Here is a 23,697-nt window from a genome sequence, read left to right on the forward strand (position 1 = left end):
GGTGCAGCGACTCAACCGAGGGATCCGATGAGCCACGCCGCCCCCAGCCCCGGCCCCGCCTCAGAGCGACCGCTCCTGCCCTTCTCGCACCTGCTGAAGCTGTCGATCTACTGGTTCGGCATCCTCACCATTTGGGGCGGGCTGGGCAACATCATCCTGCCGTCTCGCATCGAGGAAATCGACAAGGCGAACGCCGGCTTCCTGCTGGCGGTCATCAGCGGCGTGGCGGTGCTGATGGCGATCGCGGTCCAGCCGACGATTGGGATAATCAGCGACTACACCGTCACGCGCTGGGGACGGCGGAAGCCATACATCGTGATCGGTGCGACGCTCGACGTCGTGTTCCTGATCGGGCTCGCGCTGTCGCAGACCTTCCTGATGATCCTCGTCTTCCTGGTGCTCCTGCAGTTCAGTTCGAACTTCGCGCAGGGCCCCTTCCAGGGCTACGTGCCGGACCTGGTTCCCGCCAAGCAGGTGGCGACGGCCAGTGGCCTGATGGGCGTGATGATCGTGATGGGCCAGATCGCAGGCGTCGGTGTGGCGACCCTCGGACTTGGCGGCAGCCTTGTCCTGGCGACGATCGGGCTGGGGCTGATCGAGCTTGCGACCGCCATCGTGCTCGTGGTGTCGGTACGGGAGGGTTCAGGCGCACCGCCAAGGCCCGGATCGTGGCTGAAGGTCGCCGGGTCGGCCTGGGGCACGGACATCCTGAAAGAGTCGAACGTGCTGTGGCTGCTGCTGGTGCGCCTCTTATTCCTCGGGGCCGTGAACGCCACCACCCTGGCTCTCTTTTACTTTCAGCGCACCCATGGCCTTCCTGAGACCGAAGCCGGATCCCTTGTCTTTCTCGGCACGCTGGTGGTTGGCATCACCACGGCTGCCGCCGCCTTTCCCGGCGCGCGACTCTCCGACCGGTTTGGGCGTCGGCCGATGATCTGGGCCGCCTGCGCCATCGGATCGGCTGGCATGCTGTTGGTCGCCCTCTCGCCGTCGCCGTGGCTGGCCATCGCCGCCTTCGTGCCCTTCGGCATCGGGGTGGGGATCTTCCTCTCGGTCGACTGGGCTCTCATGACCGATGTCATCCCCAAGGACACGACCGGGCGCTATATGGGGATCCTGAACGCCGGGACCGCCGCCGCCGGGCCGGTCTTCCTGGTGGTCGCGGGGACGGTGCTTGACCGCGTCGGTGAGCTGAACTTCGCGAACGGACCACGCGCGGCGATGGTCGTCGCCGCGCTCTTCCTGGTGGGATCAGGGATCGCATTGCTGCGCGTCGATCCGACACGACGCGAGGCCCTCACCTCCTATGCCGAACCGGAACCGATCCCCGCGGCTTGATGGATGCGGCCGAGCGAGCGCGGCGCACCGGTCCGCGGGAGCTGAGCGTCGAGGTCTCCACACGCTATCGGGTCATGCGCTGGCTCGACGTGCTGGTCGTCCGCCTCCTCTTCGACATCCGCGTGGAGGGGCTGGAACGCTGGCCGGCGGCTCCCTTCTGCCTGGTGCTCAACCACCACAACGGCTGGGACCCGATGCTGGCGCTGGCCGCCACCCCGGAGACTCCGCGCGTCACCTGGTTCGGTCCCAAGGAGGCCGATTTCTCGCATGGCTTCCGCAACCGGGTGATGGCGTTCGTCGGCGGCGTGATCCCGTATAACCCGGAGAAGACGACCCTCACCTCGGCGGTCCGGGCCGTGCGGCGCGTCTTTGTTGCGGGAGGCGTGCTCGGCATCTTTGCCGAGGGGACCATCGGCTTCCGCGAGACCGAGCTGCTCCCATTCGAGGAGGGGGCAGTGGCGTTTGCCGCGGCCAGCGGCGTCCCGATCGTCCCGTGCGCCATCGTCGGCAGCACGTTCCTGTGGTTTCGGAAGCGGGTCGTGTTCCGCTATGGCGAGCCGATCCCCACCGCGGAGACGCGAGGCCGAGAGGCGCGCGACGAGCTGGACCGCCAGGTGCGAGCGGCGATGCAGGCGCTTCTGCCCCGGACCGAGCCGCGCTTGCCGCGACGGAGATCGCTTCGATTCCTCGGCGACCTGCTGACGGGACCCGCGGACCTCGCACGGCGGAGGGCCGAGCTGGGGGAGTAGCCGCGGGGGCCACCATGGGCCACTCTAGCGTCGTGGTCGATCGTGCACTCGTGCTGCACGACTGCACGAGCGGCCCTGACACGGCCCTGACATCGCGACGCCCGCCCCTGAGCGCCCCGCTACCATCCCGTCGTGCTCCCCGTCATCTGGGCCGTCTTCACCGTCTGCATGGTGGGAGGCTTCATCACCATGGCGGCGTACTGGCTCGATGTGCAGGACCGCCCCGACCTCACCGTTCGGCAGCGGGTCGCCTGGTCGCTGGGGATCCTGCTCTTCCCGCTGGTGATCCCGGCCTACGCCCTCTTCGGCGGGCCGGGCTGGCCCCGCCCGCTGCTGATCGGCGCCTTCCTGCCGGCGGTAGCGCTCGCCATGGCCGGTGGCTTCGCCTCGGGGCTGTTCAGCTAGAACGCCCTATGATCCCTCGGCATGTCCAACCTCGAGACCGCCCTTGCATACCTGCGAGACCACGCTGACGAGCACCTCAAGGGTCTCGACGAGTTCCTGCGGATCCCATCCATCAGCGCCGACCCGCAGCGTCGCGGGGATGTCCGCCGCGCTGCGGACTGGATCGCTGATGAGCTGACCAGGATCGGCGCCGAGCACGCGACCCTCACCGACACCAGCAGCCACCCGGTCGTGACCGCCGACTGGCTGCATGCAGGCGCCGATGCTCCCACGGCGATCGTGTATTGCCACTACGACGTGCAGCCGACCGATCCGCTCGACGAGTGGGTGCGGCCGCCGTTCGAGCCGCGCTACGAGGACGACATCGTCTACGCCCGTGGCTCCGGCGACGACAAGGGTCAGCTCTTCATGCACCTCAAGGCCGCCGAGGCGTGGCTGAAGGGGGTTGGGACCCTGCCACTCAACCTGCGGTTCTTCTTCGAGGGCGACGAGGAGCACGAGGCCGAGCCCTCGGAGACCTTCGTCAAGGCGCATCCCGAGCTGCTCGCCGGGGACGTCTGCATCGTCTCGGACTCGGACATGCAGGACGACGAGGGGACACCCGCCATCACCTACGGCCTGCGGGGCCTCGCCTACTGGGAGGTGAAGGTCCTTGGCCCGTTCCAGGACCTCCATTCCGGCATCTTCGGCGGCGGGGTCGACAATCCGGCCACGGTCCTGCTCCGCATGCTGGCCTCGCTGACCGATGGCCACGGCCACGTCACCGTCCCCGGCTTCTACGACCGAGTGCGGGAGATGACCGGCGAGGAGCACGCGGCCTATGCGGCGGTGCCCTTCGACGAGGCCGATTGGGCCGAGCGGATCAAGGTCAGCGGACCGATGGACGGCGAGCAGGACTACACCCTCCTCGAGCGCCTCTCGGCTCGCCCGACGTTCGATGTCAACGGCCTGTGGGGCGGCTACTCCGGCGAGGGATCGAAGACGATCATCCCTGCCTATGCCGGGGCCAAGATCAGCACCCGCCTGGTGCCGGACCAGGATCACCGCGAGATCGAGCAGCTGATGGTCGACCACCTCAAGCGCATCGCGCCGCCCACGGTTCGCGTCGAGGTCAAGGTCATCCAGGGCGGTCAACCAGCCAGCACCCCGCTCGATCACCCGGCGGTCGTGATTGCGGCCCGCGCGCTGGAGCAGACATTCGGGAAGCCCCCGGTCTTCCATCGCATGGGCGGCTCGATCCCGGTCGTGGCGGCGATGGAGCGCGAGCTCGGCCTGCCCAGCGTGCTGATCGGCTTCGCCTCCCCGAACGGAAACTTTCATGCACCGAACGAGTGGATGCCGCTTGCCAACTATCGCGGTGGCATGGACGCGCTGGTGCGCCTCTGGCAGGAGATGGGAGCCGTCTCGCCAGCCGAGCTGCGCGGAGAATGACCGGGAAGACCAACCCGGACGATCCCTGGCTGGCGCTCGGGGCCGCCAGCCGCCTGGTCGGCGTCGCTCCTGACACGCTGCGGCGCTGGGCGGATTCGGGACGCGTCGAGAGCTTCGTGACGCCGGGCGGGCATCGCCGCTTCCTCCGATCGGCCCTCGAGGCGATGATGAATGCGCCGCGCAGGCACCGCTACGGCGTGGACCGGCTCACCGGCTCAGCCGGCACCATCTCGGGCGACGTGCACCGCCGCATGGCGCGGAGCGGAGGTGCGCCGCCCTGGCAGGCTCGGCTGAGCGCCGAGCAGCGCGCCGACTTCCGGCGCTGGGGGCAGCGAACCTTCAACCTCGTGCTCGAGTACGTGGCCGCCGGCAAGCGGGCGGAACGAACCCTGCTGCTGGGCGAGGCGGAGAAGATGGGCGCCCTGTACGGGGCCGAGGCATCGCGCGCGGGCCTCTCGCTGGCCGAGGCGGTCGAAGCGTTCCTCTTCTATCGGTCGCCGGTGCTGGAGGCGATCGCAGCGCACCTTCGCCGTCGGGCCGCCGAGCTGACGGACCTGACCACCGCGTATCGGGAGGCGACCGCGGCGATCGACGGCGTGCTCACCGCGCTCGTGGCCTCATACCGGGAAGGATCGGCTCCCTAGCTGACGATGATCAGCTCGGTGCTGTTGGTGTTGAGGCGCTCGCCCCCGGCATCGGTGCAGACCACGATGTCCTCGATCCGCGCACCCCATTGGTCGGCGATGTAGATCCCCGGCTCGATGCTGAACGCGTGGCCGGCCACCAGTCGCTCGTCATTGCTCTCGACGATGTATGGCTCTTCGTGCGTCTCCATGCCGATGCCGTGGCCGGTCCGATGCATGAAGGCGTCGCCGTAGCCCGCCTCCTCGATGATCCGTCGCGCGGCACGGTCGATATCAAGCGCCGCAACGCCGGGCGCGACCGCTGCACATGCCGCTGTCTGGGCCATCCGCAGCACCTCGTACATTGCCACGAAGTCTGGAGGCGGATCACCGACGAAGGCGGTGCGCGTCGTATCCGAGCAATAGGCCTCCCGCACGCCGCCGATGTCGAGCACGATGGCGTCGCCGGCCTCGATCACCCGCTCCCCGGGCTCATGGTGCGGGCTGGCCGAGTTGGGCCCCGATGCGACGATCGCGAATTCAGTGGTGTCGTGTCCCGCAGCCAGCAACAGCTCGTTGATGCGGCGGCTGACCTCGGCTTCGGTGCGCCCCGCCAGGCGCTCCGCCGTGATGGCCAGCATCGCCTCGTCGGCCGCGGAGGCCGCCGCACGAAGGCGATCGACCTCCTCCGGCTGCTTGATGCGACGGACGGCGCCGATCGCGGGACTGGCATCCACCAGCTCGGCGGGGTCGAGCAGGGCGCGCAACCGCAGCACGAAGCGAGACCACATCTGGTCCTGCAGGCCGACGCGGAGCGCCCCGCCCAGGCAGGCCTTGACCAGGCGGAAGGGATCGTCCGTCTCATCCCACGGCACGATCTCGATGCCATCCGCCAGGGGGCCGATGGCGTGGCGCGCCAGCGGCTCCTCGAGTCGGGGAAGAATGAGGGCCGGCACCCCCTCCACGGGGAGGATGAGGCAGGTCAGCCGCTCCAGCGCCGGGGGGCGATAGCCGAGCAGGTACTCGTAGTCGGCCGATGGCGTGACGAGCAGCGCCGCGATGCTGCGGGCTGCCGCCTCGGCGGTGGCACGCAGCAGCCGATCGGCATAGACCGGGTCGGCGAAGCGCGTGCCGGCGGTGGAGATGAGGGGCATCGGGCAGAAGGTTACCCGATCGTCAGCGGCACCTCGAATGCCTGCCCGCGGTAGATCCGCCACGCGCGAAGGGCGCGGGCGGGTGGCGCATCGGCCTCTGACAGGCTTGCCAGCAGGTAGAACGGGTCTGGGTACATCGCCGTGCGACGGTCGGTCGCCGATGGCACCGCCGCGGAGTGGGTGTGCGAGTGGAAGATGGCGACCAGCTCCTCACCGGCGTCCTCGATGGCGAAGGTGATGCGAACCAGGTCCTCGGGATGCACGTTGTAGCGGAGTGGCGAGGCCTCCACGTTCCGGGCAGGGTGGAACCGGGTGGCGAGCCCGGTGCCGAGCGATCCGGAGAGGATGCCACACGACTCGTTCGGCAGCTCGGCGCGAGCGTGGCGCATCAGCTCATCGGCGACCGATGGGGGCAGGCCAAGACCCTTCACCACAGCAGCGAGCGCTCCAGCTCCTCGTCCAGGTCGTCCAGGTCGCGGTCGTAGATGCCGGTCGACAGGTACTTCCAGCCTCCGTCGGCCAGCAGCACGACGATGTTCCCCTCTTCCATCTCGTCCGCGGCTCGCAGGGCCACGTTCAACGCCGCGCCGGACGAGAGGCCGGCGAAGATCCGCTCCTCGCGCATCAGGCGCCGCACGCCGATCACCGCGTCGCGGTTGCTGACCAGGTACCGGTCGTCCAGGACCGATGCGTCCAGCACCGGCGGCACGAATCCCTCGTCGAGATTTCGCAGGCCCTGCACCTGCTCCCCGGGGAGTGGCTCCGCGGCGATGACCCGCGTGCCGGGCCGCTCTTGCTTCAGGAAATGGCCGACACCGGTCAACGTCCCGCCGGTTCCCAGCCCCGCCACGAACAGGTCGACCTCCGGCACGGCCGCGAGGATCTCGGGGCCGGTCCCCTCCTCGTGCGCTCGCGGGTTGGCCGCATTGCCGTACTGGTACGGCATGAACAGCGACGAATCCGCGGCGCTCAGCTCCTGCGCCAGCCGGATGGCCCCGTTCGAGCCCTCTGCCCCGGGGGACGGGACGATCTCGGCGCCGTACAGGCGCAGCAGCTGCTCGCGCTCGACGGTGGTGTTGTCCGGCATCACGATCCGCACCGGGTGTCCCATCAGCCGACCGATCATGGCCAGGCTGATTCCCGTGTTCCCCGAGGATGGCTCCAGGATGGTCTGGCCCGGCCGCAGCGCCCCGGACGCCCGTGCCTCCGCGAGCATCGCCAGCGCGATTCGGTCCTTGACGGATCCGGTCGGATTGGCGCCCTCGAGCTTGGCGTAGAGGCGGATGCGCGGAGATGGCGCCAGGTGCGACAGCTCTACCGTCGGCGTGCTGCCGATGGTGGAGACCAGGTCGCGCATCGGGGCTAGCGGGCGCCTCCGGCCATGGCCGGCAGCAGGATGACCGTGTCGTCCGGCCCGACCGGCGTCTCGAGCCCGTCGCGGTACCGGACGTCCCGGTCGTTGACATACACGTTGACGAACGGCGACAGCTCACCATCCGCCGTGACGCGGTCGCGGAGGGCCGGATAGTTGGCGAAGAGATCCGCGAGGACTTCATCCACCGTTGCCCCGCTCGCGGCGAGGCTGCGACTGCCACCAACCGTTTCACGCAGGACCGGCGGGATGCGTACGGTGCTCACTGGATCGTCCCCTCCCCGCAGGCTGGGCAGGCCGGGTCGCGCCAGATCCTGACCTCGCTGAACTCGGTCGACATCGCGTCGAACATGAGCAGCCGCCCTGCCAGTGTCTCGCCCACGCCAAGGAGGAGCTTGAAGACCTCGTTGGCCTGCAGCAGGCCGGCGATCCCCGGCAGGACCCCCAGCACGCCGGCGATGTCGCAGGCCGGCGCCAGCTCGGGAGGCGGCTGGGTCGGGTACATGCAGCGGTAGCACGGCCCCTCGAACGGGACGAAGGTGGTGACCTGCCCATCCCAGCGGTAGATCGAGCCATGCACCACTGGCTTGCGCAGCCTGACCGCCGCGTCGTTGAGCAGATAGCGTGTGTCGAAGTTATCGGTCCCGTCGACGATCACGTCGTAATCGGAGATCAGCCGCTCGACGTTGCCGGCGTCGAGCCGCTCGCGGTGCTCGACCACGTTGGTCTCCGGATTGAGCGCGCCAAGGGTCATGCGGGCGCTCTCGGTCTTGGGCATCCCCACCCGGTCGGAGGTGTGCAGCACCTGGCGCTGGAGGTTGCTCTCGTCGACCACGTCGTCATCGACCAGGCCGATGGTGCCGATCCCCGATGCAGCCAGGTAGAGCGCCGCCGGCGAGCCCAGGCCACCGGCTCCGATCAGCAGCACCTTTGAATCCAGCAGCTTCCGCTGCCCCGCCTGCCCGATCTCGGGGATCAGCACCTGGCGGCTGTAGCGCCGCTGCTGGCCCGGAGTCAGCAGCTGCTCGGGGGCTTCCCACGCGCCGCCGAGCCGGCGCCAGTCGAGCAGGGCGGCACCACGCATGTTTGCCACGTTGCGGTAGCCGTTCTGGACAAGCCAGGCCGATGCCCGCAGCGAGCGGGCGCCGACCGCGCAGTGGACCAGCAGTGGCGCGTCGCGGTCAGGGGCGACCTCGCCGATCCGCGACGGCAGGTCGGCGAGCGGAAGGAGAGTGGCATTCGGGATGTGGCCCTCGTTCCACTCGACCTGCTCGCGGACGTCGAGGATCCGCCAGCCAGATGCGGCCAGCTCGAGCGCCTCGGCGGCGTCAACCTCGCGAAACGGAGTCGCGGTTGCCACGGTCAGCCGGCCGCCTCCGCCTCGGCGGGCCAGGCCACCTCGCCGCCGCGCACCGCGCCCTGCAGCACCTTGTATGCGAGCAGCGCGCACTTGAGGCGGGCGGGGCCGATCGGAACGCCCAGCTCGTCGAGCAGCGCCTTCGGATTCATGTCGCGCACCTCGTCCAGGCTCTGCCCGCGCAGGCCATCGGTCAGGATCGAGGCCGATGCCTGGCTGATGGCGCAGCCGCGTCCGTCGAATGCCACGTCCGCGATCGCCGTGCGGTCGGCGTCGAGGACCAGGCTCATGCTCATCTCGTCGCCGCAGGTCGGATTCGAATCGGCGAAGTGCAGGTCGTGCGGATCCAGGGTCCCCTTGTTATGGGGATTGCGGTAGTGCTCCAGGATGAAGTCGCGGTACAGGTTGTCCATCGGTCAGCCCGCGAAGAGGATCTGCGTGGCACGCACCGCTGCGACGAGGGCGTCGACGTCGTCCAGGTCGTTGTAGACGTAGAAGCTGGCGCGGGTTGTGGCCGGAATGTCGTAGCGCAGCATCACCGGCTGGGCGCAGTGGTGGCCGGCCCTGACCGCCACACCCTCGCTGTCGAAGACGGTCGCAACGTCATGCGGGTGGATCCCGTCCAGCACGAAGCTGATCACTCCGGCGTGGGTGGCGGCGTCATCGGGGCCGAAGCGGCGGACGCCCGGGATCTCACCGAGGGCGGGCCAGGCGCGCTCGAAGAGGTAGCGCTCGTGCTCGCGCACGGCATCCATGCCCAGGTTCGTCAGGTAGTCGATCGCTGCCCCCAGGCCGATCGCCTCGACGATCGCCGGCGTCCCCGCCTCGAACTTGTAGGGAACCTCGTTCCACTCGGCCCCTTCCATGGTGACCTTGATGATCATGCTGCCGCCGGTCATGAAGGGCGGCATCGCGTCGAGCAGCTCGCGCCGGCCCCACAGCGCCCCGATCCCGGATGGGCCGAGCATTTTGTGGCCGGAGAGGGCCAGGAAGTCGCAATCGAGAGCGGCCACGTCGATCGGCATGTGCGGAACCGCCTGGGCAGCGTCCACCAGCACCAGGGCGCCCGCCTCGTGGGCCATGCGGATGATCTCGGACAGCGGGTTGATGGTGCCCAGTGCGTTGCTGACCGCCGCGACCGCCAGCAGCTTGGGCCCCTTGGCCAGCTTCTCGCGCAGGTCGTCGAGGTCGAGAAGGCCGTCGTCGGTGATCGCCACGTAGTCGAGCGTTGCCCCCACCTCGGCCGTCAGCTGCTGCCAGGGCACGATGTTGGCGTGGTGTTCGAGCTGGGTGGTCACCACCCGGTCGCCGGAATGCACGTTGCTGCGACCCCAACTGTAGGCGACCAGGTTGATCGCTTCCGTCGCGTTCCGCACGAACACGATCTCGCGCTTGCTGGGTGCGCCGATGAAGGCCGCCACCTTGCCGCGTGCCGCCTCGAACAGACCCGTCGCGTCTTCGGAAAGCTCGTAAATGCCGCGGTGCACGTTGGCGTAGTGATGCGAATAGGCATCGGCCATCGTCTCCACCACGCTTCGTGGCTTGGGCGCGCTGGCGGCCGCGTCAAGGAAGACGAGTCGCTTGCCGCTGCGGGTCGGCCGGTCGAAGACCGCGAAATCTGAGCGCAGCACCGTCCCGGAGAACGCTCCGGGGGTGATCGCCTTCAGTGCCGGCTCGACAGCCATCGGCCTATCTTAGACGTGCTCCGCCACCGGCTCGGCGACCTCGTCACCGACCCCCGATGGCAGGCCGACCTGCTCGCGCACCCAGTCGTATCCGTTCGCCTCGAGCTTGTGGCTCAGCTCCTCGCCACCGGACATCACCACCCTGCCGTCGAGCAGGACGTGCACGAACTGCGGCTTCACGTAGTTCAGCATGCGCTGGTAGTGGGTGATCATCAGCACCCCCATCTCCGGTGAGAGGGTGGCGTTGATGCCATCCGCCACGGTCCGCAGCGCGTCGATGTCGAGTCCGGAGTCGGTCTCGTCCAGGATGGCGATGGTTGGGTTCATGATCGCCATCTGGAGCATCTCCAGGCGCTTCTTCTCGCCGCCGGAGAAGCCGTCGTTGACGTAGCGAGCCGCCACCGCCGGATCCATGTGGAGGAGCTCCATCTTCTCCTCCATCATCTTGCGGAACTTGGCCAGCGGGATGCCGGTGTACTTCGGCATGGCCCCATCCGAGGCGTCCGCGGCCGGCTGCTTGGGATGATGGACGGCGTTGTAGATGTTGCGCAGGAAGCTTGCCACCGTCACCCCTGGGATGGCGCTCGGGTACTGGAAGGCAAGGAAGATGCCCGCCTGGGCGCGCTTGTCGGGGGTCATCTTCTTGCTCAGCAGGTCCTCGCCGCGCCAGGTGACCGATCCGGAGTCGACGTGGTAATCGGGGTGGCCCATCAGCGTGTAGGCCAGGCTCGTCTTGCCCGAGCCATTGGGCCCCATCAGCGCGTGGACCTCACCGACCTTCACCGTCAGCGACAGGCCCTTGAGGATCTTCTTCTGCCCGATGCTGACCTCGAGGTCGCGGATCTCCAGTTCGTCGGTCATACGTGTCTGCTTCAGCTCCTGTTCAGCTCGGGGGCGGGGTCGCGGCCGATTGGGCGGCCGTGGACTTCGTGTGAGCGGCCGCCACGCGGCGCCGCACGGCGGGTGGATACGGCGGGCCGCCGGTTCCGGAGGCAACCTCGGCGAGGGTGGTGCCGCCCAGCATCCCGCTGAGCGAGTTGTTCAGTCGCTCGAAGACCTCGTGGACGCTGCAGTCCTGCGGCCGATCGCACGACTCCAGGTCGTCCGGCCCGGCGCACGGCATCTCCAGGATCGGTCCATCAAGGGCGCGCACCGCGTCGACCAGGCTGATCTGCTCCGCCGGGCGGGCAAGGCGGTAGCCACCGGAATGGCCGCGAGTGGCGGTCACCAGGCCAGCCCGGCGCAGCGCGCCGACCAGCTGCTCGATGTACGCGTGCGGCAGCTTGTCGGCCTTGGCGATGTCCGACAGCGAGGTGGGCCGATCACCGTCGGCGTGGGCCAGAACGACCAGCACCCGGATCCCGTACTCCGCTCGCGTCGAGAGTTTCATGACAGCTCCACCACGATCTCGTCACCCTCGAGGTGGACAGGGTAGGCCTTGACCGGGACGACCGGTGGCAGGGCCAGGACGCGCCCGCTGAAGAGGTCGAATCGGCCACCGTGGCGGGGGCACTCCACGGCGTTGCCATCGAGCTCGCCGTCACCGAGGTCGCCGCCGTCATGCGTGCACACGTCCTCGATGGCGCCCCAGCGCCCGTCGAGCGTGTGCCCCAGGCACACTGACCGGCCGCCGACCATCACCGTCACCACGGTGCCGGGCGCGACATCGCTGGCCCGCAGGCCGGCAGCGAACCCGGTCGTCATGCCGCGGCCTCATCGGTGGTTCCGATGCGTGCGGCGAGCGCGTCGAGGACGCGCGCCTTGATCGGCTCCGAATCGAACTGGGCCACGACCCGTTCGAAGAAGCCGCGCACGATCATGCGCTCGGCGGCCTCGGACGACATGCCGCGGCTCTGGGCGTAGAAGCGCTGGATCGGGTCGATGGCGCCGGCGGTGGCACCGTGCCCGCAGCGCAGGATGTCGTTGGTCTCGATCTCCAGCACGGGGATCGGCTCTGCTCCCGCCTTGGGTGACAGGAGCAGGTTGCGGCACTCCTGGTAGGAGCTCGTCTGCTTCGCCTCCGGGCGAACCCTGGTGACCCCGTAGAAGGACGCATGCGATGCGTCGTACAGCGCCGACAGGTAGAGCAGGTCCGAGGTGGTGTGGCTGCCTAGCAGGTCCTGGCAGCTGTTGAAATCGATGCTCTGCGCACCACCCGCCGCGAGCAGTCCCAGCAACCGGCTGGTGCCGCCCTTGCCGGTCATGCGCACGTCCATCCCGACCTTGCTGATGGCGGAGCCGATCTCCGCGTTGAGCGTCGTGACGTTGGCGTCCTGGCCCACCTCGACCCGCTGCGCCCCGATCCGCCACACCTCGTCGCCGAGGCGCTGCAGGTTGGCGTACCGCAGGCGCGCGCCATAGCCGACCTGCACGTCGGCGGTGCCGCCGAACCAGACCGCGCGGCCGTCGGGCGAAGAGATCTCCTCGAGCAGGGTGGCCGAGGCGTCTTCCTCCACGACCACGAGCGTGTGCGGCAGGTAGGTGTACGCGCCGGTCGGGAGCGTGGTGCGCGCGGTGAGCGGACCGTCGACCATCACGCCCTTCGGCACGTAGAGAAACGTGCCACCGGTCCAGGCGGCGAGGGAGCGGCCCCAGAAGGGCATCTGCGCCGACAGCGTGTCGTGGCGCCCAAGCCACGCCCTGACGAGGTCGCCGTGCTCGCGCACCGCGCTGGCCAGGTCGCTGAAGATCACGCCGCGCTTGGCCAGCTGCGGGTCGAGCTCGTAGGTCGCGATGGGCGGGTCGAGCAGCAGGCCGCCGTCACGCGGCAGGCCGTCGAGCGAGGTGCGGCGCCACTCCTCCTCGGCACCGGTCGGCCACGGATTGGCCTCGACGCGGCTCCACCACTCGCCACGGAGCGCTCGAAGCCATGCCGGCTCGGCACCCGAGATCTGCTCAATCGTCCCAGCGTCGAGCGCACCCACCGGGATCGTTTGAATGGTCATCGGACGGCGTCGGCAGTGTTTGTGCGGCACAGCCTCCGTGCAGCACAGCCGCTGTGCAGCACGAGGAGCCCTGACAGCGCGGTAGCCGCATGACCGCGGTCAGGCCGGGACAGCCTCTCCATCGGCCTAGCCGACCGCGCCTTCCATCTGGAGCTGGATCAGGCGGTTCATCTCGACCGCGTACTCCATCGGCAGCTCCTTGACGATCGGCTCGATGAAGCCGTTGACGATCATGGCGCTCGCCTCGGCCTCGTTCATGCCGCGGCTCATCAGGTAGAAGAGCTGCTCCGAGCCGACCTTGGAGACCGTCGCCTCGTGCCCGATCGTGACGTCGTCCTCGTCGATCTCCATGTAGGGGTACGTGTCGGATCGGGCATCGTCGGAGAGGATCAGCGCGTCGCAGCGCACCGTCGACTTCGACCCGTGGCAGCCGGGGTACACCTTGATCAGGCCCCGGTACGAGGTGCGGCCCGTCCCTTGCGAGATCGACTTCGAGGTGATCAGGCTGGTCGTGTTGGGAGCCGCGTGGATCACCTTTCCCCCGGCATCCTGGTGCTGGTCGCTGCCGGCGAAGGCGATGCTCAGCACCTCGCCGTGGGCGCGCTCGCCGAGCAGGTAGATGGAGGGGTACTTCATGGTCAGGTGCGAGCCCAGGTTGCCGTCGACCCACTCCATGACGGAATCCTCGTACGCCACCGCGCGCTTGGTGACGAGGTTGTAGACGTTGTGGCTCCAGTTCTGGATCGTCGTGTAGCGCACGCGGGCGCCCTTCTTGACGATGATCTCGACGACGGCGCTGTGCAGGCTGGCGGTGGTGTAGGCCGGGGCGGTGCAGCCCTCGACGTAATGAACGCTGCTCCCCTCGTCCGCGATGATCAGGGTCCGCTCGAACTGGCCCATGTTCTCGGTGTTGATCCGGAAGTAGGCCTGCAGCGGCAGCTCGACATGAACCCCCTTGGGCACGTAGATGAAGCTGCCACCGCTCCACACCGCCGTGTTCAGGGCGGCGAGCTTGTTGTCGTTCGCCGGGATGACGGTGCCGAAGTACTCCTTGAACATCTCGGGGTACTTGACCAGCGCCTCATCGGTCCCCAGGAAGATCACGCCGAGCTTCTCCAGGTCGGCGCGGATGTTGTGGTAGACGACCTCGGAGTCGTACTGCCCGCCGACCCCGGCGAGGTACTTCTTCTCCGCCTCCGGGATCCCCAGCCGGTCGTAGGTGCGCCGGATGTAGTCCGGCACGTCGTCCCAGGACTGGACCGCCTTATCGGTCGCGGTCACGTAATAGTAGATGTCCTGAAAGTCGATCTGGCTCATGTCGCCGCCCCAGGTCGGCATCGGCCGCGCCTCGAAGTGGCGGTACGCCTTCAGGCGCAGGTCGGTCATCCATTGCGGCTCGCCCTTGATCCGGCTGATCTCCTCCACGACCTCGCGAGAGAGCCCCTTCTTCATGACGTGCAGGGGCTTCATCTCCGGGTCGTGCCAGCCGTACTTGTAGCCGGTGGGGACCTTGTCGACAGCAGGATTGGGAACGGCCATGAATCTCCCGGTCTGAATCCCGACTCAGGCAGTCGGTGTTAGCCCGATGATGACCCTTTTCCCCCGCACGGTCAACAGCCGCTAGAGCTCCGATCGCAACGCGTGCGGGGTCTGTTGCTCGGCCAGGAGCCGTCCGAAGCCCTGGGTCTGGCCGTGCACCTCCAGCCACTCCGATGCGAGGCGCGGACCCTCGATGTCGGTGAACGGTTGCGTGCGCATGACAGGATCGTTCAATTGGGAGATCGTCTCTTCCAGCCGATCATCGCTGATCAGCGCCACTTCGGCGAGGTAGGAGCGCACGTCGCCCACCGGCTCGCCATCGCGATGAAGCGCCACGGCGGCGTTGGCCACGGCGGGACTCAACAGGCGGCGGGCGCGCTGCACGAGGAGCTGTGCCTCGACATCGAGGCCTTGATCCACCGAGCGTGCGAGCCTTCGCAGCTCCAATCCGAGCTCCTGGTCGCTCATCACGACCTCGCGGCCGATGCCCGCAATGCCCTCGCTGACGAGAGCCTGCGGAGAGAGCTTCGCGATCAGGGTGAGCTCGGCATGTCCGGCTGAGACCAGCAGCTCTTCCTTGACCGATGCCTCGGCATGGTGGCCCGGATAGCCGTCGTGAGCCGCAATCTCCACCAGCGTCGCGAAGGTCAACGGCCGATCGACGTTGACGCGAACGACGGAGCTTCCTCCGCCGAGATACCGCGCTTCGCGCGTCCAGGCGACCGAATGCGCCGCCTCGATGCGGAGCGATTCGCGCTCGGGCAACCAGAGCTGAGCGCGCGTGCGCGTGCGCAGGCGAGCTGTGAGCTCCGAGGCCATGGCGATGGCTCGCTCAGGCGGGATGCGGCTGCCGGCGTCGTGAGCGGCGAGCCGCTCTCGCAGCGAGGCGCTTCCGGGAAGCGCCGACTCCAGCATGCGGCGAGCCGTGTCGAAGGTCGCATCGGGCTCGAGCTGGACCTCGATGTCGTACAGATCCTCGACCAGGTCGACGTAGCCGATCTCCTCTCCGCCGGCCCAACGTGCCAGCGCCCCCATCGCACCGACCTGGGCGACCAGCCACATGGCCCGCCGACGGAGCGCGGCCGTATCCGCTGGGAGCTCCGCGGCCATGCCCGCGAGCTGCATTGATTCGTCGTGCAGCTCCGCGGCGGGAGTCAGGGGCTCGCCGTCAACCGCCTCCGAAAGCTCGGCGGGGCCATGGTACGAATCGACGAAGCCGGGCAGCTGCCGCCCCAGGCGCAGCCCCAGCAGCAGGTATCGGAGCGCGATCTCGTCCATGGTCGAGATGCTAGCTGTCGTTGACAGGGTGGGTCGGGATCGGTACCTTCGCGACCACACGCCACCAAGCACGCAGGCGAAAGGAGACGCCCGATGACCACCGCTGTTGTTGCGCGCCCTCGTCTGCACAGGACCGCCTCGCGGCCCTGATCACGCGCAGGGCGCGCTCCACCGCCCATCTGCGACCCGATCGAGTGGAGAACGACCCGTGCCTCTGACGTCCCTGCCCATCCCTGTCCGCCCTGCCCCGGGAGCACCGCTGCCCGGAATCGTGCTGCGCGCCCGGAGCGGCTTCTACACGGTCCGCCTCGATGACGGCGCCCTCGTGGAATGCCGCCTGCGTGGGCGCGTCAAGCAGGAGCAGGGAAACTCCGATCTGGTCGTCATCGGCGACCGGGTGGCCGTGGCGGCCCTCGCGGATGGCGACGCGATGATCGAGTCGGTCGAGCCACGCCGAACGCGCTTCTCGCGCCGCCAGCCAGGCCCTCGCGGCAGCTGGAAGGAGGACATGATTGTCGCGAATCTCGACCAGGTGCTGGTCGTCTTCGCCTGCGCCGATCCGATGCCCCACCTGCGCATGGTCGATCGCTTCCTGGTGGTGGCCGAGCACAACGAGGTCGAGGCCATGGTCGTGGCCAACAAGGTCGACCTGGTGGGGCTGGCCGCGGCTCGGGGCCTGTTCGCCGGCTATGAGGCAATCGGGTACCCCGTCCATTACGTCTCTGCGCGCGAGGGGATCGGGCTCGAGGAGCTCGCCGATCGACTGGTCGGTCGGGTCAGCGTCGTCACCGGGCCGTCCGGGGTCGGGAAGTCGACCCTGCTCAATGCTATTCAGCCCGGGCTTCGGATCGAGACCGGCGCCGTGAGCGAGGCGGTGCACAAGGGCCGCCACACCACGACCTCGGCGGAGCTGCACCCGCTGAGCGCGCCCGGCGGGGGGTACGTGGCCGACACGCCCGGGCTCCGCGAGCTCGGCCTGTGGCAGGTTCCGGCCGAGGAGCTGGCGTGGTGCTTCCCCGAGATGCGCGACTACCTGGGCCGGTGCGCCTTCAACGACTGCCGCCACATCAGCGAGCCGCGTTGCGCGGTCCTCGCGGCCGTCGGCGCCGGGCGGATCAGCGCGGCGCGGCACGACTCGTACCGCCGCCTTCTCCTGAACGAGGATTAGACAGGGGCGGTCCTATGATGGCCGCTCATGGAGATCGCTCCGGGCGTCCACGCCGTCAGGCTGCTGAACGTCTATGCCTTCCTCATCGACGAGCCGCAGTTGACCCTGATCGATGCCGGCCTGATCGGGTCGGCGGGCAGGGTGCAGCGGCATATCGAACGCATCGGACGCACGCTGGACGACCTGAGTCGCATCATCTGCACGCACGCGCATCCGGACCATATCGGCGGCGTCCGCGAGCTCGCCGGCGAGCGAGAGGTCGAGGTGCTCATGCATCCGGCCGACCTGGACGGGTTGACGGTCACGCTGCGCGACGCGGTCGCGAACCGCAACCGCGGACAGCTGATCGCCTACTTCACCCGACACCCCGGCGAGGCGACGCCGGTCGAGGACGGCGAGGTGCTGCCGATCCTCGGCGGGCTGCGGGTGGTCCACACCCCCGGCCACACGCCGGGCAGCATCTGCCTGTATGCGGAGCGCCTCAAGCTCCTGTTCGTGGGTGACACCCTGCAGGTGATCCGCGGGAAGGTCACCTTTGCCAGCCGCGTCTTCAGCGAGGACCTTCCGCTGGCCCGCGCCAGCGTCGCTCGCATGGCCGGACTGGACGTCGAGACGATCGCCTTCAGCCACTATCCGCCGTGGCGGGACGGGACCAATCGCGTCCTTCGCGGCCTCGCCTCGCGAGCCGGGGCCGGCGCCTGAGTCACGAAACCCTCTAGCCATCGACCGGCTGCAGTCGTACCGTAGCGGGCAGAGGAGAGGAACCTTGGCGACTGCCGCCCCGCCCGCACCCGCCGAGCCAGCCGCCGCGGAGCCTGGCCGGTCAAGCGCCGCTGCCTCCGGAGCCGGATCAACGCTGGTCGACCTGCTGCGCGAGGCCGCGGCCCGCTACGGAGATGCACCGGCGCTCCTCATCAAGCCCGGATTTCGCACCCGCATCTGGACGTATCGCGACCTGGCCGACCTGGCCCCACGGGTTGCTCGCGTCCTGGCCCAGCAGGGGCTGGAGCGCGGCGATCGGGTGCTGATCTGGGGCGTCAACCGGCCCGAGTGGCCGATCGGCTTCTTCGGTGCGCTGTTCGCAGGCCTGGTGCTGGTCCCGCTCGACGTTCGCAGCCAGCCTGAATTCGTGGCAAAGGTCGCGCAGCGCACGCGCGCCAAGCTCGTACTGGCCTCGACCCAGACCGCGCCGATGGCCGAGGGCCTGAACCTGCCTGTCGTGCTGCTCGAGTCGCTCCCCGACCGCGCCCGGCAGGCCGCGCCACTTCCCACGCCCAGCCTGGGCGCGAGCGACATTGCCGAGGTGGTCTTCACGTCGGGAACCACCGGCGAGCCGAAGGGCGCCATGCTGACGCACGGCAACCTGGTGGCCAACGCCACCGCCCTGCGTGACGTCTTCCCATTCCAGCCCGGCGAGCGACTCCTCTCGATCCTGCCCCTGTCGCACATGTTCGAGCAGACCTGCGGGCTGATCGCGCCGTTCCTGGTCGGCGCCTCGATCGTCTACCCCGTCAGCCGCCAGCCCGCCGTGCTGATACGGACCTTCCGCGACTTCCGGGTGACCATGCTGCTGATCGTGCCGGCCGGTCTGAAGCTGCTCGACTCGTCCATCTCGCGCAAGGTCGATGCCTCCGGCAAGCGTGCCGCCTTCGAGCGGCTGCACCGCATCGCGCAGCACCTGCCACGCTTCGCAAAACGGCTCCTCTTCCGCCCGGTCATCTCGCAGTTCGGGGGGCGCTTCCGAACTCTTGGGATCGGGGCGGCGGCGCTCGAGGAGGAGCTGGCCAAGCGCTGGACCAACATGGGCTTCGACGTGCTCCAGGGCTACGGCGCGACGGAGCTGTCGCCCGCGGTCAGCTTCACACGGCCGTCGCGCAATCGGATCGGGACGGTTGGCGAGGCGGTGCCCGGGGTCGAGCTCCGCATCGCCGAGGACGGCGAGATCCTGGTCGCAGGGCCGAGCGTCTTCGCCGGATACTGGGAGGATCCCGAGGCCACCCGAGCGGCCATCGACGGGGACCGCTTCTATCACACCGGGGACATCGGCGTGCTCGACGGCGACGGCTTCCTGACCCTGCGCGGCCGCAAGAAGGACATGCTGGCCATGCCCGACGGGACGAAGGTCTACCCCGAGGACATCGAGGCCGTCCTGGGACGTGACGAGCGGCTGCGTGACGCGACGGTGGTGGGCTGGCAGCCGCCGCGCGGCGAGCTGCGGGTCCAGGCGGTGCTCCTGATCGACGATCCGGGGATGGCGGACACCGTGGTCCGCGACGCCAATGCGCAGCTTGGCGCACACCAGCAGATCCGCGGAGTCACGATCTGGCCCGATGACGACCTTCCCAGGACCCACACCCTCAAGGTCAAGAAGCGGATCGTCCTCGATCGGCTGGCGGAGCTGGAGAGCGGCTCCGCCGCCGCGCAGGCCGCGACAGGGGCGGGGGCACCATCGCCGCTTGCTGCAGCGAGCCTTGAGGCGCTGGTGGCTTCGGTGGCCAACCTGCCGATCGCATCGGTCCAGCGCGACTCCCGCCTGTCGACCGATCTGAACATGGACTCCCTGGCGAGGATCGAGTTGCTGGGCGTCATCGAGGAGGAGATGGGCGCCTTCGTCGACGATGGTGACGTGGATCCCGATACCACCGTGGCACAGCTCTCTGCCCTGGTCGATGCCGCGAAGGAGCAGAAGCACGAGACCGGCATCTTCGGCTGGCCGTTGAGCCCGATTGCGCGGGCCGCCGGGATCCTGATCCAGACCCTGATCCTGCTGCCGGTCTTCTCCAGCATGTATCGGGTCCGGGTCACCGGACTCGAGCGGCTCCGCGGCCTAAAGGGGCCGGCCCTCTTCACGCCGAACCACTGCCTGCACAACGACGTGGGGATCATGCTGACGCGCATCCCGCTCGCCTGGCGCTGGCACCTGTCGGTCGCCGCGGCGGCCGACGACATCTTCGGCAACCCGGTGCGTGGCTTCGGATCGGCGCTCATCGGCAACGCATTTCCGCTGGCACGCGAGGGCGCCGTCCGACGGTCCCTCGAGCTGTTGGGCGCCCGGCTCGACCGCGGCTTCTCGATCCTGATCTTCCCCGAGGGGAAGCTGACCGTGGGCGGGCCGACCCAGCCCTTCAAGTCAGGGACCGGCCTGGTCGCCGTCGAGGGAGCCACGCCGGTGGTGCCGATGAAGCTGAAGGTCACCCGGATGTCGCGGATGGACGCCCGACGCGATCCGGCGTTCGCCGGTCAGCGGCTCCCATGGCGCGGGGAGGTGGAGCTGGTCTTCGGGGATCCCATCCACTTCGGGTGGGACACGGACCACCTGGTTGCCACCCAGCGGCTGGAGGCCGCCGTTGCCGCGCTCTGACGCGCGTGCTGCGCGCCTCTGAACCTCGATGCTTCCGGAGCTGGGCCGGCTGGGGCCGATCACGGTTGGCACGCACGACTTCTTCACGATCCTGGGCATGCTGGCCGGGTTCGCCATCTACTACCGCGCCCTGCGGCGCGACCGGATCCTGGGTCCGCAGATCACGCTGATCAGCGTCGCTGCGATCCTGGGCGGGGCGCTGGGGGCGCGCCTGCTGACCTCGTGGGAAGTGCTCGACGACGTCACGGCCGCCAATCTGCCGATCACCTACGTCCTGACCCACGGCCCGAAGAGCATCCTGGGCGGCCTGGCCGGTGGCTACCTGGCTATCGTCCTGACCAAGCGGGCGCTTGGCTATCGGCTCTCGACCGGCGATTACTACGCCGCGGCCATTCCACTGGCACTGGCGATCGGGCGGGTCGGCTGCTTCCTCTCCGAGCTGCCGCTCGGGACGCCGACCAGCCTCCCATGGGGGATGTCGGTCTCGACCGAGGTCGCGGCCGCCTTCCCCCGATGCCCCGGCTGTGGTGGACCGATGCACCCCAGCATGCTGTACGAGATCGGCTTCCACGCGGGGGCCTTCGCCCTGATCGCGACCCGCGGACCCCTCCTGCCGGTTCGCGGCGACACGCTCAAGGCCTACCTGCTGGCGTATGGAATCTTTCGCTTTGGGATCGAGTTCATCCGTGGCAACGAGGTGCAGTGGGCAGGGCTGACCGGCCCGCAGCTCGTCCTGATTCCGCTGGTCGGGCTCCTCATGCTTCACTTTGCGCGCCAGCTGCGGAGTGGCGTCTATCGCATGCCGAGGCCCGTGCCGGCCACCGCATGAGGAGGGACCAATGAACGAGCAGATTCGCGACTACATCCAGGAAAACCGTCAGAAGTACACGCGCGAGGCGATCCGTGACCAGCTCATCGCGGCCGGCCACGACGCGGCGCAGATCGACGGGGCGTGGGCGTTGGAGATGGCAAGTCCGGCTTCACAATCGGGCGACGGCCTCTCCATGCTTGCGCGTGCCCTCTTTGTGCTCGGGATGTTGGTGGGGGCCTTCGGCGCCCTGGCGCTGACGACGTCGTCGTACGTTGGGTCCGTGTCGGCACTGATCTTCCTGCCTGGCTACGCGGTCAGCTACGTCGCCGTCGGCTACGGCATCGTGCGCCTGCTGCGCTGGGCCGAGGCCGCCTTCCGGATTCCGGCGATACTCGGCGTCCTGATCGGTCTCGCCCTGCTCCCGATCTACGGGGGCGGTGATGTTCGGGACATGCGCCGGCGCCTACGCGCTTGGCCGTTTGGGCTGAGCGATGCCTGCCCTCCCACGTTCGCGATCAGGAGGGACCTGACCTGAATCCCGAGATCAAGCGCTACCTGGACGAGCACGGGGCAACCTACACGCCCGATGCCCTGCACAAGGGCCACGTCGGCGGCGTGGGAGCGGCGCTCGTCGGCGTGCTCCTCGTCCCGGTCTACGGGATCCTGATGTTCGGTGGCTGCCTCGCCGCGGTCGGCATCGCGAATCGGGGAGGCTGACGCATGCGCCCCGAGATCGAGGAATACCTCCGCGAACACGGTGCGACATACACCACCGCGACGCTGCGCAGGCAGCTACTGCGCGCCGGCTACCAGGCAGGCGAGATCGATGCCGCACTCGAGGAGACCGGGGCGGCACGCGCCCCCCAGCTCGCCGAGACCAAGGCGCTCCGGTCGCAATTCTGGGGTCTTGCGTTCCTCATCAACCTCGTCGTGCTGGTGGCTGTGACCGGCATGGTTTCGGGCACGAGTCCATACGCCGGGGCCGTATTCATCGTTCTCGGGATCGCGATGCTGATCGGGCTCGGCGTCAGCGGGAGTATCGGAGGTTCACTCCTGCCGGGGAGGGGATTGCTGGTCGCGCTGGCCGTTCCCGCCGTCGCGGCACTGATCCTGGGGGGAGCTTGCTACGCCATGATGCAGCCGAGCTCGGGCAGCGGAGAACAGTCCACACGAGGGCCTGGGACGATAGAGGTTCGGATCGACGCACCGCTGGCCTTCTCCGGAACCGGCGCGGCAACGTGCGAGCTGTTTCCCGACAACTTCGGGGTCAGCTCCAGCGCACTGGGGTCGATCGGCGACATGCCGGTGAGCGCCAGTGTCAGCTCCACCGGCAGCCCGTTGGTCCAGCCTTCTGACGGAGAGCGGAATGCGGTCGTCAGCATCAGCCTCCAGGACACAACCGCCGGGTTCGCGTACGCATTCGGCGTTGAGTCAATGGAGGAAGGCTTGCCGATGCAGCCCGCGGACGGGGCGTTCGGGACGATCAGTTTCCGCGGTCTCAAGCAGCTGCCGACCGGTGCCGGCTCGCTCGACGGCCAGGAATCGATCTCGGGGACCATTACGTGGACCTGTGATCTGAGCCAGACCGTCAGCTCCAGCGGTCCATAACGGGGAGAATCTGACCCATGCGACCCGAGATCGAGACATACCTCCGCGAACACGGTGCGACGTACACCACCGAGTCGCTTCGCAAGCAGCTGATCGGTGCCGGGCACGACCCGGACGAGGTCGATGCCGCGCTGCGCGAAAGCGAGGCTTGGCGCGCGCCACAGCTGGCTGAGGCTCGTGGCTCACGATCGAGGTTCTGGTGGTCGGTGTTCGGCCTGCACCTGGCCGTCCTGGTCGGCGTCAGCGTCTGGGTCTTCACCAGGAACTACACCTACGCGCCGTTCGCGGCGGTCATCCTGGGCCTGATGCTCCTCGCTGGGCTGGGCATCTCAGGACTGATCGGCCGGATGCTGCAGCCACGGACCGGGCTGATGGCCGCCTTGATCGTGCCGCTGATCTCGGCGCTCGGCCTGGGTGGGCTCTGTCTCGCGACGATCAGTGGCACGCAGATCCATGTCCCGCCGCGACCCGGGGTCATGGAGCTGACGATCGACCAGCCGCTGAGCTTCGAGGGGTCGGGGTCAGCGGAATGCGTCATCCCGCAGGGCGGGTTCAGCGTGTACGGCCCGGACCTCGGAACGCTCGATGGCAGGTTGGTGTCAGCCTCGCTCAGCTCGGCCGGTGATCCCGCCTCGCAGCCATCGGCGTCGGCTTCGTATCGGACCGTCTACCTGTACGTCAATCTCCTTCCTCGGGTGGGTGTCGGGGGGGAGACCGCCTACGGTGTTCCTGGAGACGGAACCGTCGAGCTTGATGCCGCCTCGGACGGGCTTTCCGGCACCCTCAGCTTCGAGGGGCTTGTGGCACAGGAGTTCGAGGGCCATGTCGCAGGTCCGCCGATATCCGGGACCCTCAGCTGGACCTGCGAGTGAA

Annotated in this window: 26 protein-coding genes; 13 read left to right on the forward strand and 13 right to left on the reverse strand. The window is 68.6% G+C overall.

Going from position 1 to position 23,697, the window contains the following annotated elements; genetic code table 11:
* Nucleotides 1-27: 27 nt before the first annotated feature.
* The 5 genes from WEB29_08855 to WEB29_08875 all read left to right on the forward strand — a co-directional run bounded on the left by WEB29_08855 (nt 28) and on the right by WEB29_08875 (nt 4,567).
* Nucleotides 28-1,338: an MFS transporter gene (locus WEB29_08855; GenBank protein ID MEX2137037.1), complete on the forward strand. Its 1,311-nt coding sequence runs from the start codon at nt 28-30 to the stop codon at nt 1,336-1,338.
* Entirely contained in the window at nt 1,338-2,087 is a 750-nt protein-coding gene (locus WEB29_08860) for a lysophospholipid acyltransferase family protein (protein MEX2137038.1), read from the forward strand. The genes WEB29_08855 and WEB29_08860 overlap by 1 nt, the downstream gene beginning before the upstream one ends.
* A gap of 132 nt (nt 2,088-2,219) precedes the next feature.
* Nucleotides 2,220-2,492: a hypothetical protein gene (locus WEB29_08865; GenBank protein MEX2137039.1), complete on the forward strand. Its 273-nt coding sequence runs from the start codon at nt 2,220-2,222 to the stop codon at nt 2,490-2,492.
* A gap of 21 nt (nt 2,493-2,513) precedes the next feature.
* Nucleotides 2,514-3,923, forward strand: coding sequence for a dipeptidase (locus WEB29_08870; protein ID MEX2137040.1), 1,410 nt, complete (start codon nt 2,514-2,516; stop codon nt 3,921-3,923).
* Nucleotides 3,920-4,567 carry a helix-turn-helix domain-containing protein gene (locus tag WEB29_08875; protein ID MEX2137041.1) on the forward strand — a complete coding sequence of 216 codons (648 nt, stop codon included), beginning with the start codon at nt 3,920-3,922 and terminating at the stop codon, nt 4,565-4,567. The genes WEB29_08870 and WEB29_08875 overlap by 4 nt, the downstream gene beginning before the upstream one ends.
* Here the strand turns inward: WEB29_08875 and WEB29_08880 are convergent.
* From WEB29_08880 to WEB29_08940, 13 genes are all read right to left on the reverse strand, one after another.
* Nucleotides 4,564-5,700, reverse strand: coding sequence for a Xaa-Pro peptidase family protein (locus WEB29_08880; protein ID MEX2137042.1), 1,137 nt, complete (start codon nt 5,698-5,700; stop codon nt 4,564-4,566). The genes WEB29_08875 and WEB29_08880 overlap by 4 nt on opposite strands.
* 11 nt (nt 5,701-5,711) lie before the next feature.
* Complete coding sequence (locus WEB29_08885) at nt 5,712-6,131, reverse strand: M67 family metallopeptidase (protein ID MEX2137043.1); 420 nt, start codon at nt 6,129-6,131, stop codon at nt 5,712-5,714.
* Complete coding sequence (locus WEB29_08890; GenBank protein MEX2137044.1) at nt 6,128-7,057, reverse strand: cysteine synthase family protein; 930 nt, start codon at nt 7,055-7,057, stop codon at nt 6,128-6,130. The genes WEB29_08885 and WEB29_08890 overlap by 4 nt, the downstream gene beginning before the upstream one ends.
* A gap of 5 nt (nt 7,058-7,062) precedes the next feature.
* Nucleotides 7,063-7,338 carry a ubiquitin-like small modifier protein 1 gene (locus WEB29_08895; GenBank protein ID MEX2137045.1) on the reverse strand — a complete coding sequence of 92 codons (276 nt, stop codon included), beginning with the start codon at nt 7,336-7,338 and terminating at the stop codon, nt 7,063-7,065.
* Nucleotides 7,335-8,432, reverse strand: coding sequence for a molybdopterin-synthase adenylyltransferase MoeB (gene moeB / locus WEB29_08900; protein ID MEX2137046.1), 1,098 nt, complete (start codon nt 8,430-8,432; stop codon nt 7,335-7,337). Before moeB ends, WEB29_08895 begins: the two co-directional genes overlap by 4 nt.
* Before the next feature lie 2 nt (nt 8,433-8,434).
* The gene (locus WEB29_08905) at nt 8,435-8,842 is read right to left on the reverse strand and encodes an SUF system NifU family Fe-S cluster assembly protein (protein ID MEX2137047.1); all 408 of its coding nucleotides are present in this window, start codon (nt 8,840-8,842) and stop codon (nt 8,435-8,437) included.
* Nucleotides 8,843-8,845: 3 nt separating this feature from the next.
* The gene (locus WEB29_08910) at nt 8,846-10,114 is read right to left on the reverse strand and encodes a SufS family cysteine desulfurase (GenBank protein ID MEX2137048.1); all 1,269 of its coding nucleotides are present in this window, start codon (nt 10,112-10,114) and stop codon (nt 8,846-8,848) included.
* Between the two features lie 9 nt (nt 10,115-10,123).
* Entirely contained in the window at nt 10,124-10,975 is an 852-nt protein-coding gene (gene sufC, locus WEB29_08915) for a Fe-S cluster assembly ATPase SufC (protein MEX2137049.1), read from the reverse strand.
* Between the two features lie 22 nt (nt 10,976-10,997).
* Entirely contained in the window at nt 10,998-11,504 is a 507-nt protein-coding gene (locus WEB29_08920) for an Rrf2 family transcriptional regulator (protein ID MEX2137050.1), read from the reverse strand.
* Entirely contained in the window at nt 11,501-11,818 is a 318-nt protein-coding gene (locus WEB29_08925) for a Rieske 2Fe-2S domain-containing protein (protein ID MEX2137051.1), read from the reverse strand. The genes WEB29_08920 and WEB29_08925 overlap by 4 nt, the downstream gene beginning before the upstream one ends.
* Complete coding sequence (locus tag WEB29_08930) at nt 11,815-13,059, reverse strand: SufD family Fe-S cluster assembly protein (protein ID MEX2137052.1); 1,245 nt, start codon at nt 13,057-13,059, stop codon at nt 11,815-11,817. The genes WEB29_08925 and WEB29_08930 overlap by 4 nt, the downstream gene beginning before the upstream one ends.
* 126 nt (nt 13,060-13,185) lie before the next feature.
* Nucleotides 13,186-14,598: a Fe-S cluster assembly protein SufB gene (sufB, locus tag WEB29_08935; protein MEX2137053.1), complete on the reverse strand. Its 1,413-nt coding sequence runs from the start codon at nt 14,596-14,598 to the stop codon at nt 13,186-13,188.
* Nucleotides 14,599-14,679: 81 nt separating this feature from the next.
* Nucleotides 14,680-15,876, reverse strand: a complete 1,197-nt coding sequence (locus WEB29_08940; GenBank protein ID MEX2137054.1) for a hypothetical protein — start codon at nt 15,874-15,876, stop codon at nt 14,680-14,682.
* Nucleotides 15,877-16,084: 208 nt separating this feature from the next.
* Between WEB29_08940 and rsgA the strand changes: the two genes are divergently transcribed.
* From rsgA to WEB29_08980, 8 genes are all read left to right on the forward strand, one after another.
* Nucleotides 16,085-17,044: a ribosome small subunit-dependent GTPase A gene (gene rsgA, locus WEB29_08945; GenBank protein MEX2137055.1), complete on the forward strand. Its 960-nt coding sequence runs from the start codon at nt 16,085-16,087 to the stop codon at nt 17,042-17,044.
* Nucleotides 17,045-17,071: 27 nt separating this feature from the next.
* A complete protein-coding gene (locus WEB29_08950) occupies nt 17,072-17,746 on the forward strand; it encodes an MBL fold metallo-hydrolase (GenBank protein MEX2137056.1) in 675 nt (224 codons plus the stop codon).
* 64 nt (nt 17,747-17,810) lie between these two features.
* The gene (locus WEB29_08955) at nt 17,811-20,405 is read left to right on the forward strand and encodes an AMP-binding protein (protein MEX2137057.1); all 2,595 of its coding nucleotides are present in this window, start codon (nt 17,811-17,813) and stop codon (nt 20,403-20,405) included.
* 28 nt (nt 20,406-20,433) lie between these two features.
* Entirely contained in the window at nt 20,434-21,234 is an 801-nt protein-coding gene (locus tag WEB29_08960) for a prolipoprotein diacylglyceryl transferase family protein (GenBank protein ID MEX2137058.1), read from the forward strand.
* A 10-nt stretch (nt 21,235-21,244) separates the two neighbouring features.
* Nucleotides 21,245-21,751, forward strand: coding sequence for a hypothetical protein (locus tag WEB29_08965; protein ID MEX2137059.1), 507 nt, complete (start codon nt 21,245-21,247; stop codon nt 21,749-21,751).
* Nucleotides 21,688-21,933, forward strand: coding sequence for a hypothetical protein (locus WEB29_08970; protein ID MEX2137060.1), 246 nt, complete (start codon nt 21,688-21,690; stop codon nt 21,931-21,933). The genes WEB29_08965 and WEB29_08970 overlap by 64 nt, the downstream gene beginning before the upstream one ends.
* A gap of 3 nt (nt 21,934-21,936) precedes the next feature.
* Nucleotides 21,937-22,824, forward strand: coding sequence for a hypothetical protein (locus tag WEB29_08975; protein ID MEX2137061.1), 888 nt, complete (start codon nt 21,937-21,939; stop codon nt 22,822-22,824).
* 17 nt (nt 22,825-22,841) lie between these two features.
* Complete coding sequence (locus WEB29_08980) at nt 22,842-23,696, forward strand: hypothetical protein (protein ID MEX2137062.1); 855 nt, start codon at nt 22,842-22,844, stop codon at nt 23,694-23,696.
* Nucleotide 23,697: the final 1 nt, after the last annotated feature.

The sequence above is a fragment of the Chloroflexota bacterium genome, from assembly GCA_040902225.1.
In the GTDB taxonomy this organism is placed as follows: domain Bacteria; phylum Chloroflexota; class Limnocylindria; order QHBO01; family QHBO01; genus CF-167.

Coding starts and splice junctions, on each gene's coding strand:
- WEB29_08855 (MEX2137037.1), top strand. CDS start 28: ATGAGCCACGCCGCCCCCAGCCCCGGCCCCGCCTCAGAGCGACCGCTC.
- WEB29_08860 (MEX2137038.1), top strand. CDS start 1,338: ATGGATGCGGCCGAGCGAGCGCGGCGCACCGGTCCGCGGGAGCTGAGC.
- WEB29_08870 (MEX2137040.1), top strand. CDS start 2,514: ATGTCCAACCTCGAGACCGCCCTTGCATACCTGCGAGACCACGCTGAC.
- WEB29_08875 (MEX2137041.1), top strand. CDS start 3,920: ATGACCGGGAAGACCAACCCGGACGATCCCTGGCTGGCGCTCGGGGCC.
- WEB29_08880 (MEX2137042.1), bottom strand. CDS start 5,700: ATGCCCCTCATCTCCACCGCCGGCACGCGCTTCGCCGACCCGGTCTAT.
- WEB29_08890 (MEX2137044.1), bottom strand. CDS start 7,057: ATGCGCGACCTGGTCTCCACCATCGGCAGCACGCCGACGGTAGAGCTG.
- WEB29_08905 (MEX2137047.1), bottom strand. CDS start 8,842: ATGGACAACCTGTACCGCGACTTCATCCTGGAGCACTACCGCAATCCC.
- WEB29_08910 (MEX2137048.1), bottom strand. CDS start 10,114: ATGGCTGTCGAGCCGGCACTGAAGGCGATCACCCCCGGAGCGTTCTCC.
- sufC (MEX2137049.1), bottom strand. CDS start 10,975: ATGACCGACGAACTGGAGATCCGCGACCTCGAGGTCAGCATCGGGCAG.
- WEB29_08920 (MEX2137050.1), bottom strand. CDS start 11,504: ATGAAACTCTCGACGCGAGCGGAGTACGGGATCCGGGTGCTGGTCGTT.
- WEB29_08925 (MEX2137051.1), bottom strand. CDS start 11,818: ATGACGACCGGGTTCGCTGCCGGCCTGCGGGCCAGCGATGTCGCGCCC.
- WEB29_08930 (MEX2137052.1), bottom strand. CDS start 13,059: ATGACCATTCAAACGATCCCGGTGGGTGCGCTCGACGCTGGGACGATT.
- sufB (MEX2137053.1), bottom strand. CDS start 14,598: ATGGCCGTTCCCAATCCTGCTGTCGACAAGGTCCCCACCGGCTACAAG.
- WEB29_08940 (MEX2137054.1), bottom strand. CDS start 15,876: ATGGACGAGATCGCGCTCCGATACCTGCTGCTGGGGCTGCGCCTGGGG.
- WEB29_08950 (MEX2137056.1), top strand. CDS start 17,072: ATGGAGATCGCTCCGGGCGTCCACGCCGTCAGGCTGCTGAACGTCTAT.
- WEB29_08960 (MEX2137058.1), top strand. CDS start 20,434: ATGCTTCCGGAGCTGGGCCGGCTGGGGCCGATCACGGTTGGCACGCAC.
- WEB29_08965 (MEX2137059.1), top strand. CDS start 21,245: ATGAACGAGCAGATTCGCGACTACATCCAGGAAAACCGTCAGAAGTAC.
- WEB29_08975 (MEX2137061.1), top strand. CDS start 21,937: ATGCGCCCCGAGATCGAGGAATACCTCCGCGAACACGGTGCGACATAC.
- WEB29_08980 (MEX2137062.1), top strand. CDS start 22,842: ATGCGACCCGAGATCGAGACATACCTCCGCGAACACGGTGCGACGTAC.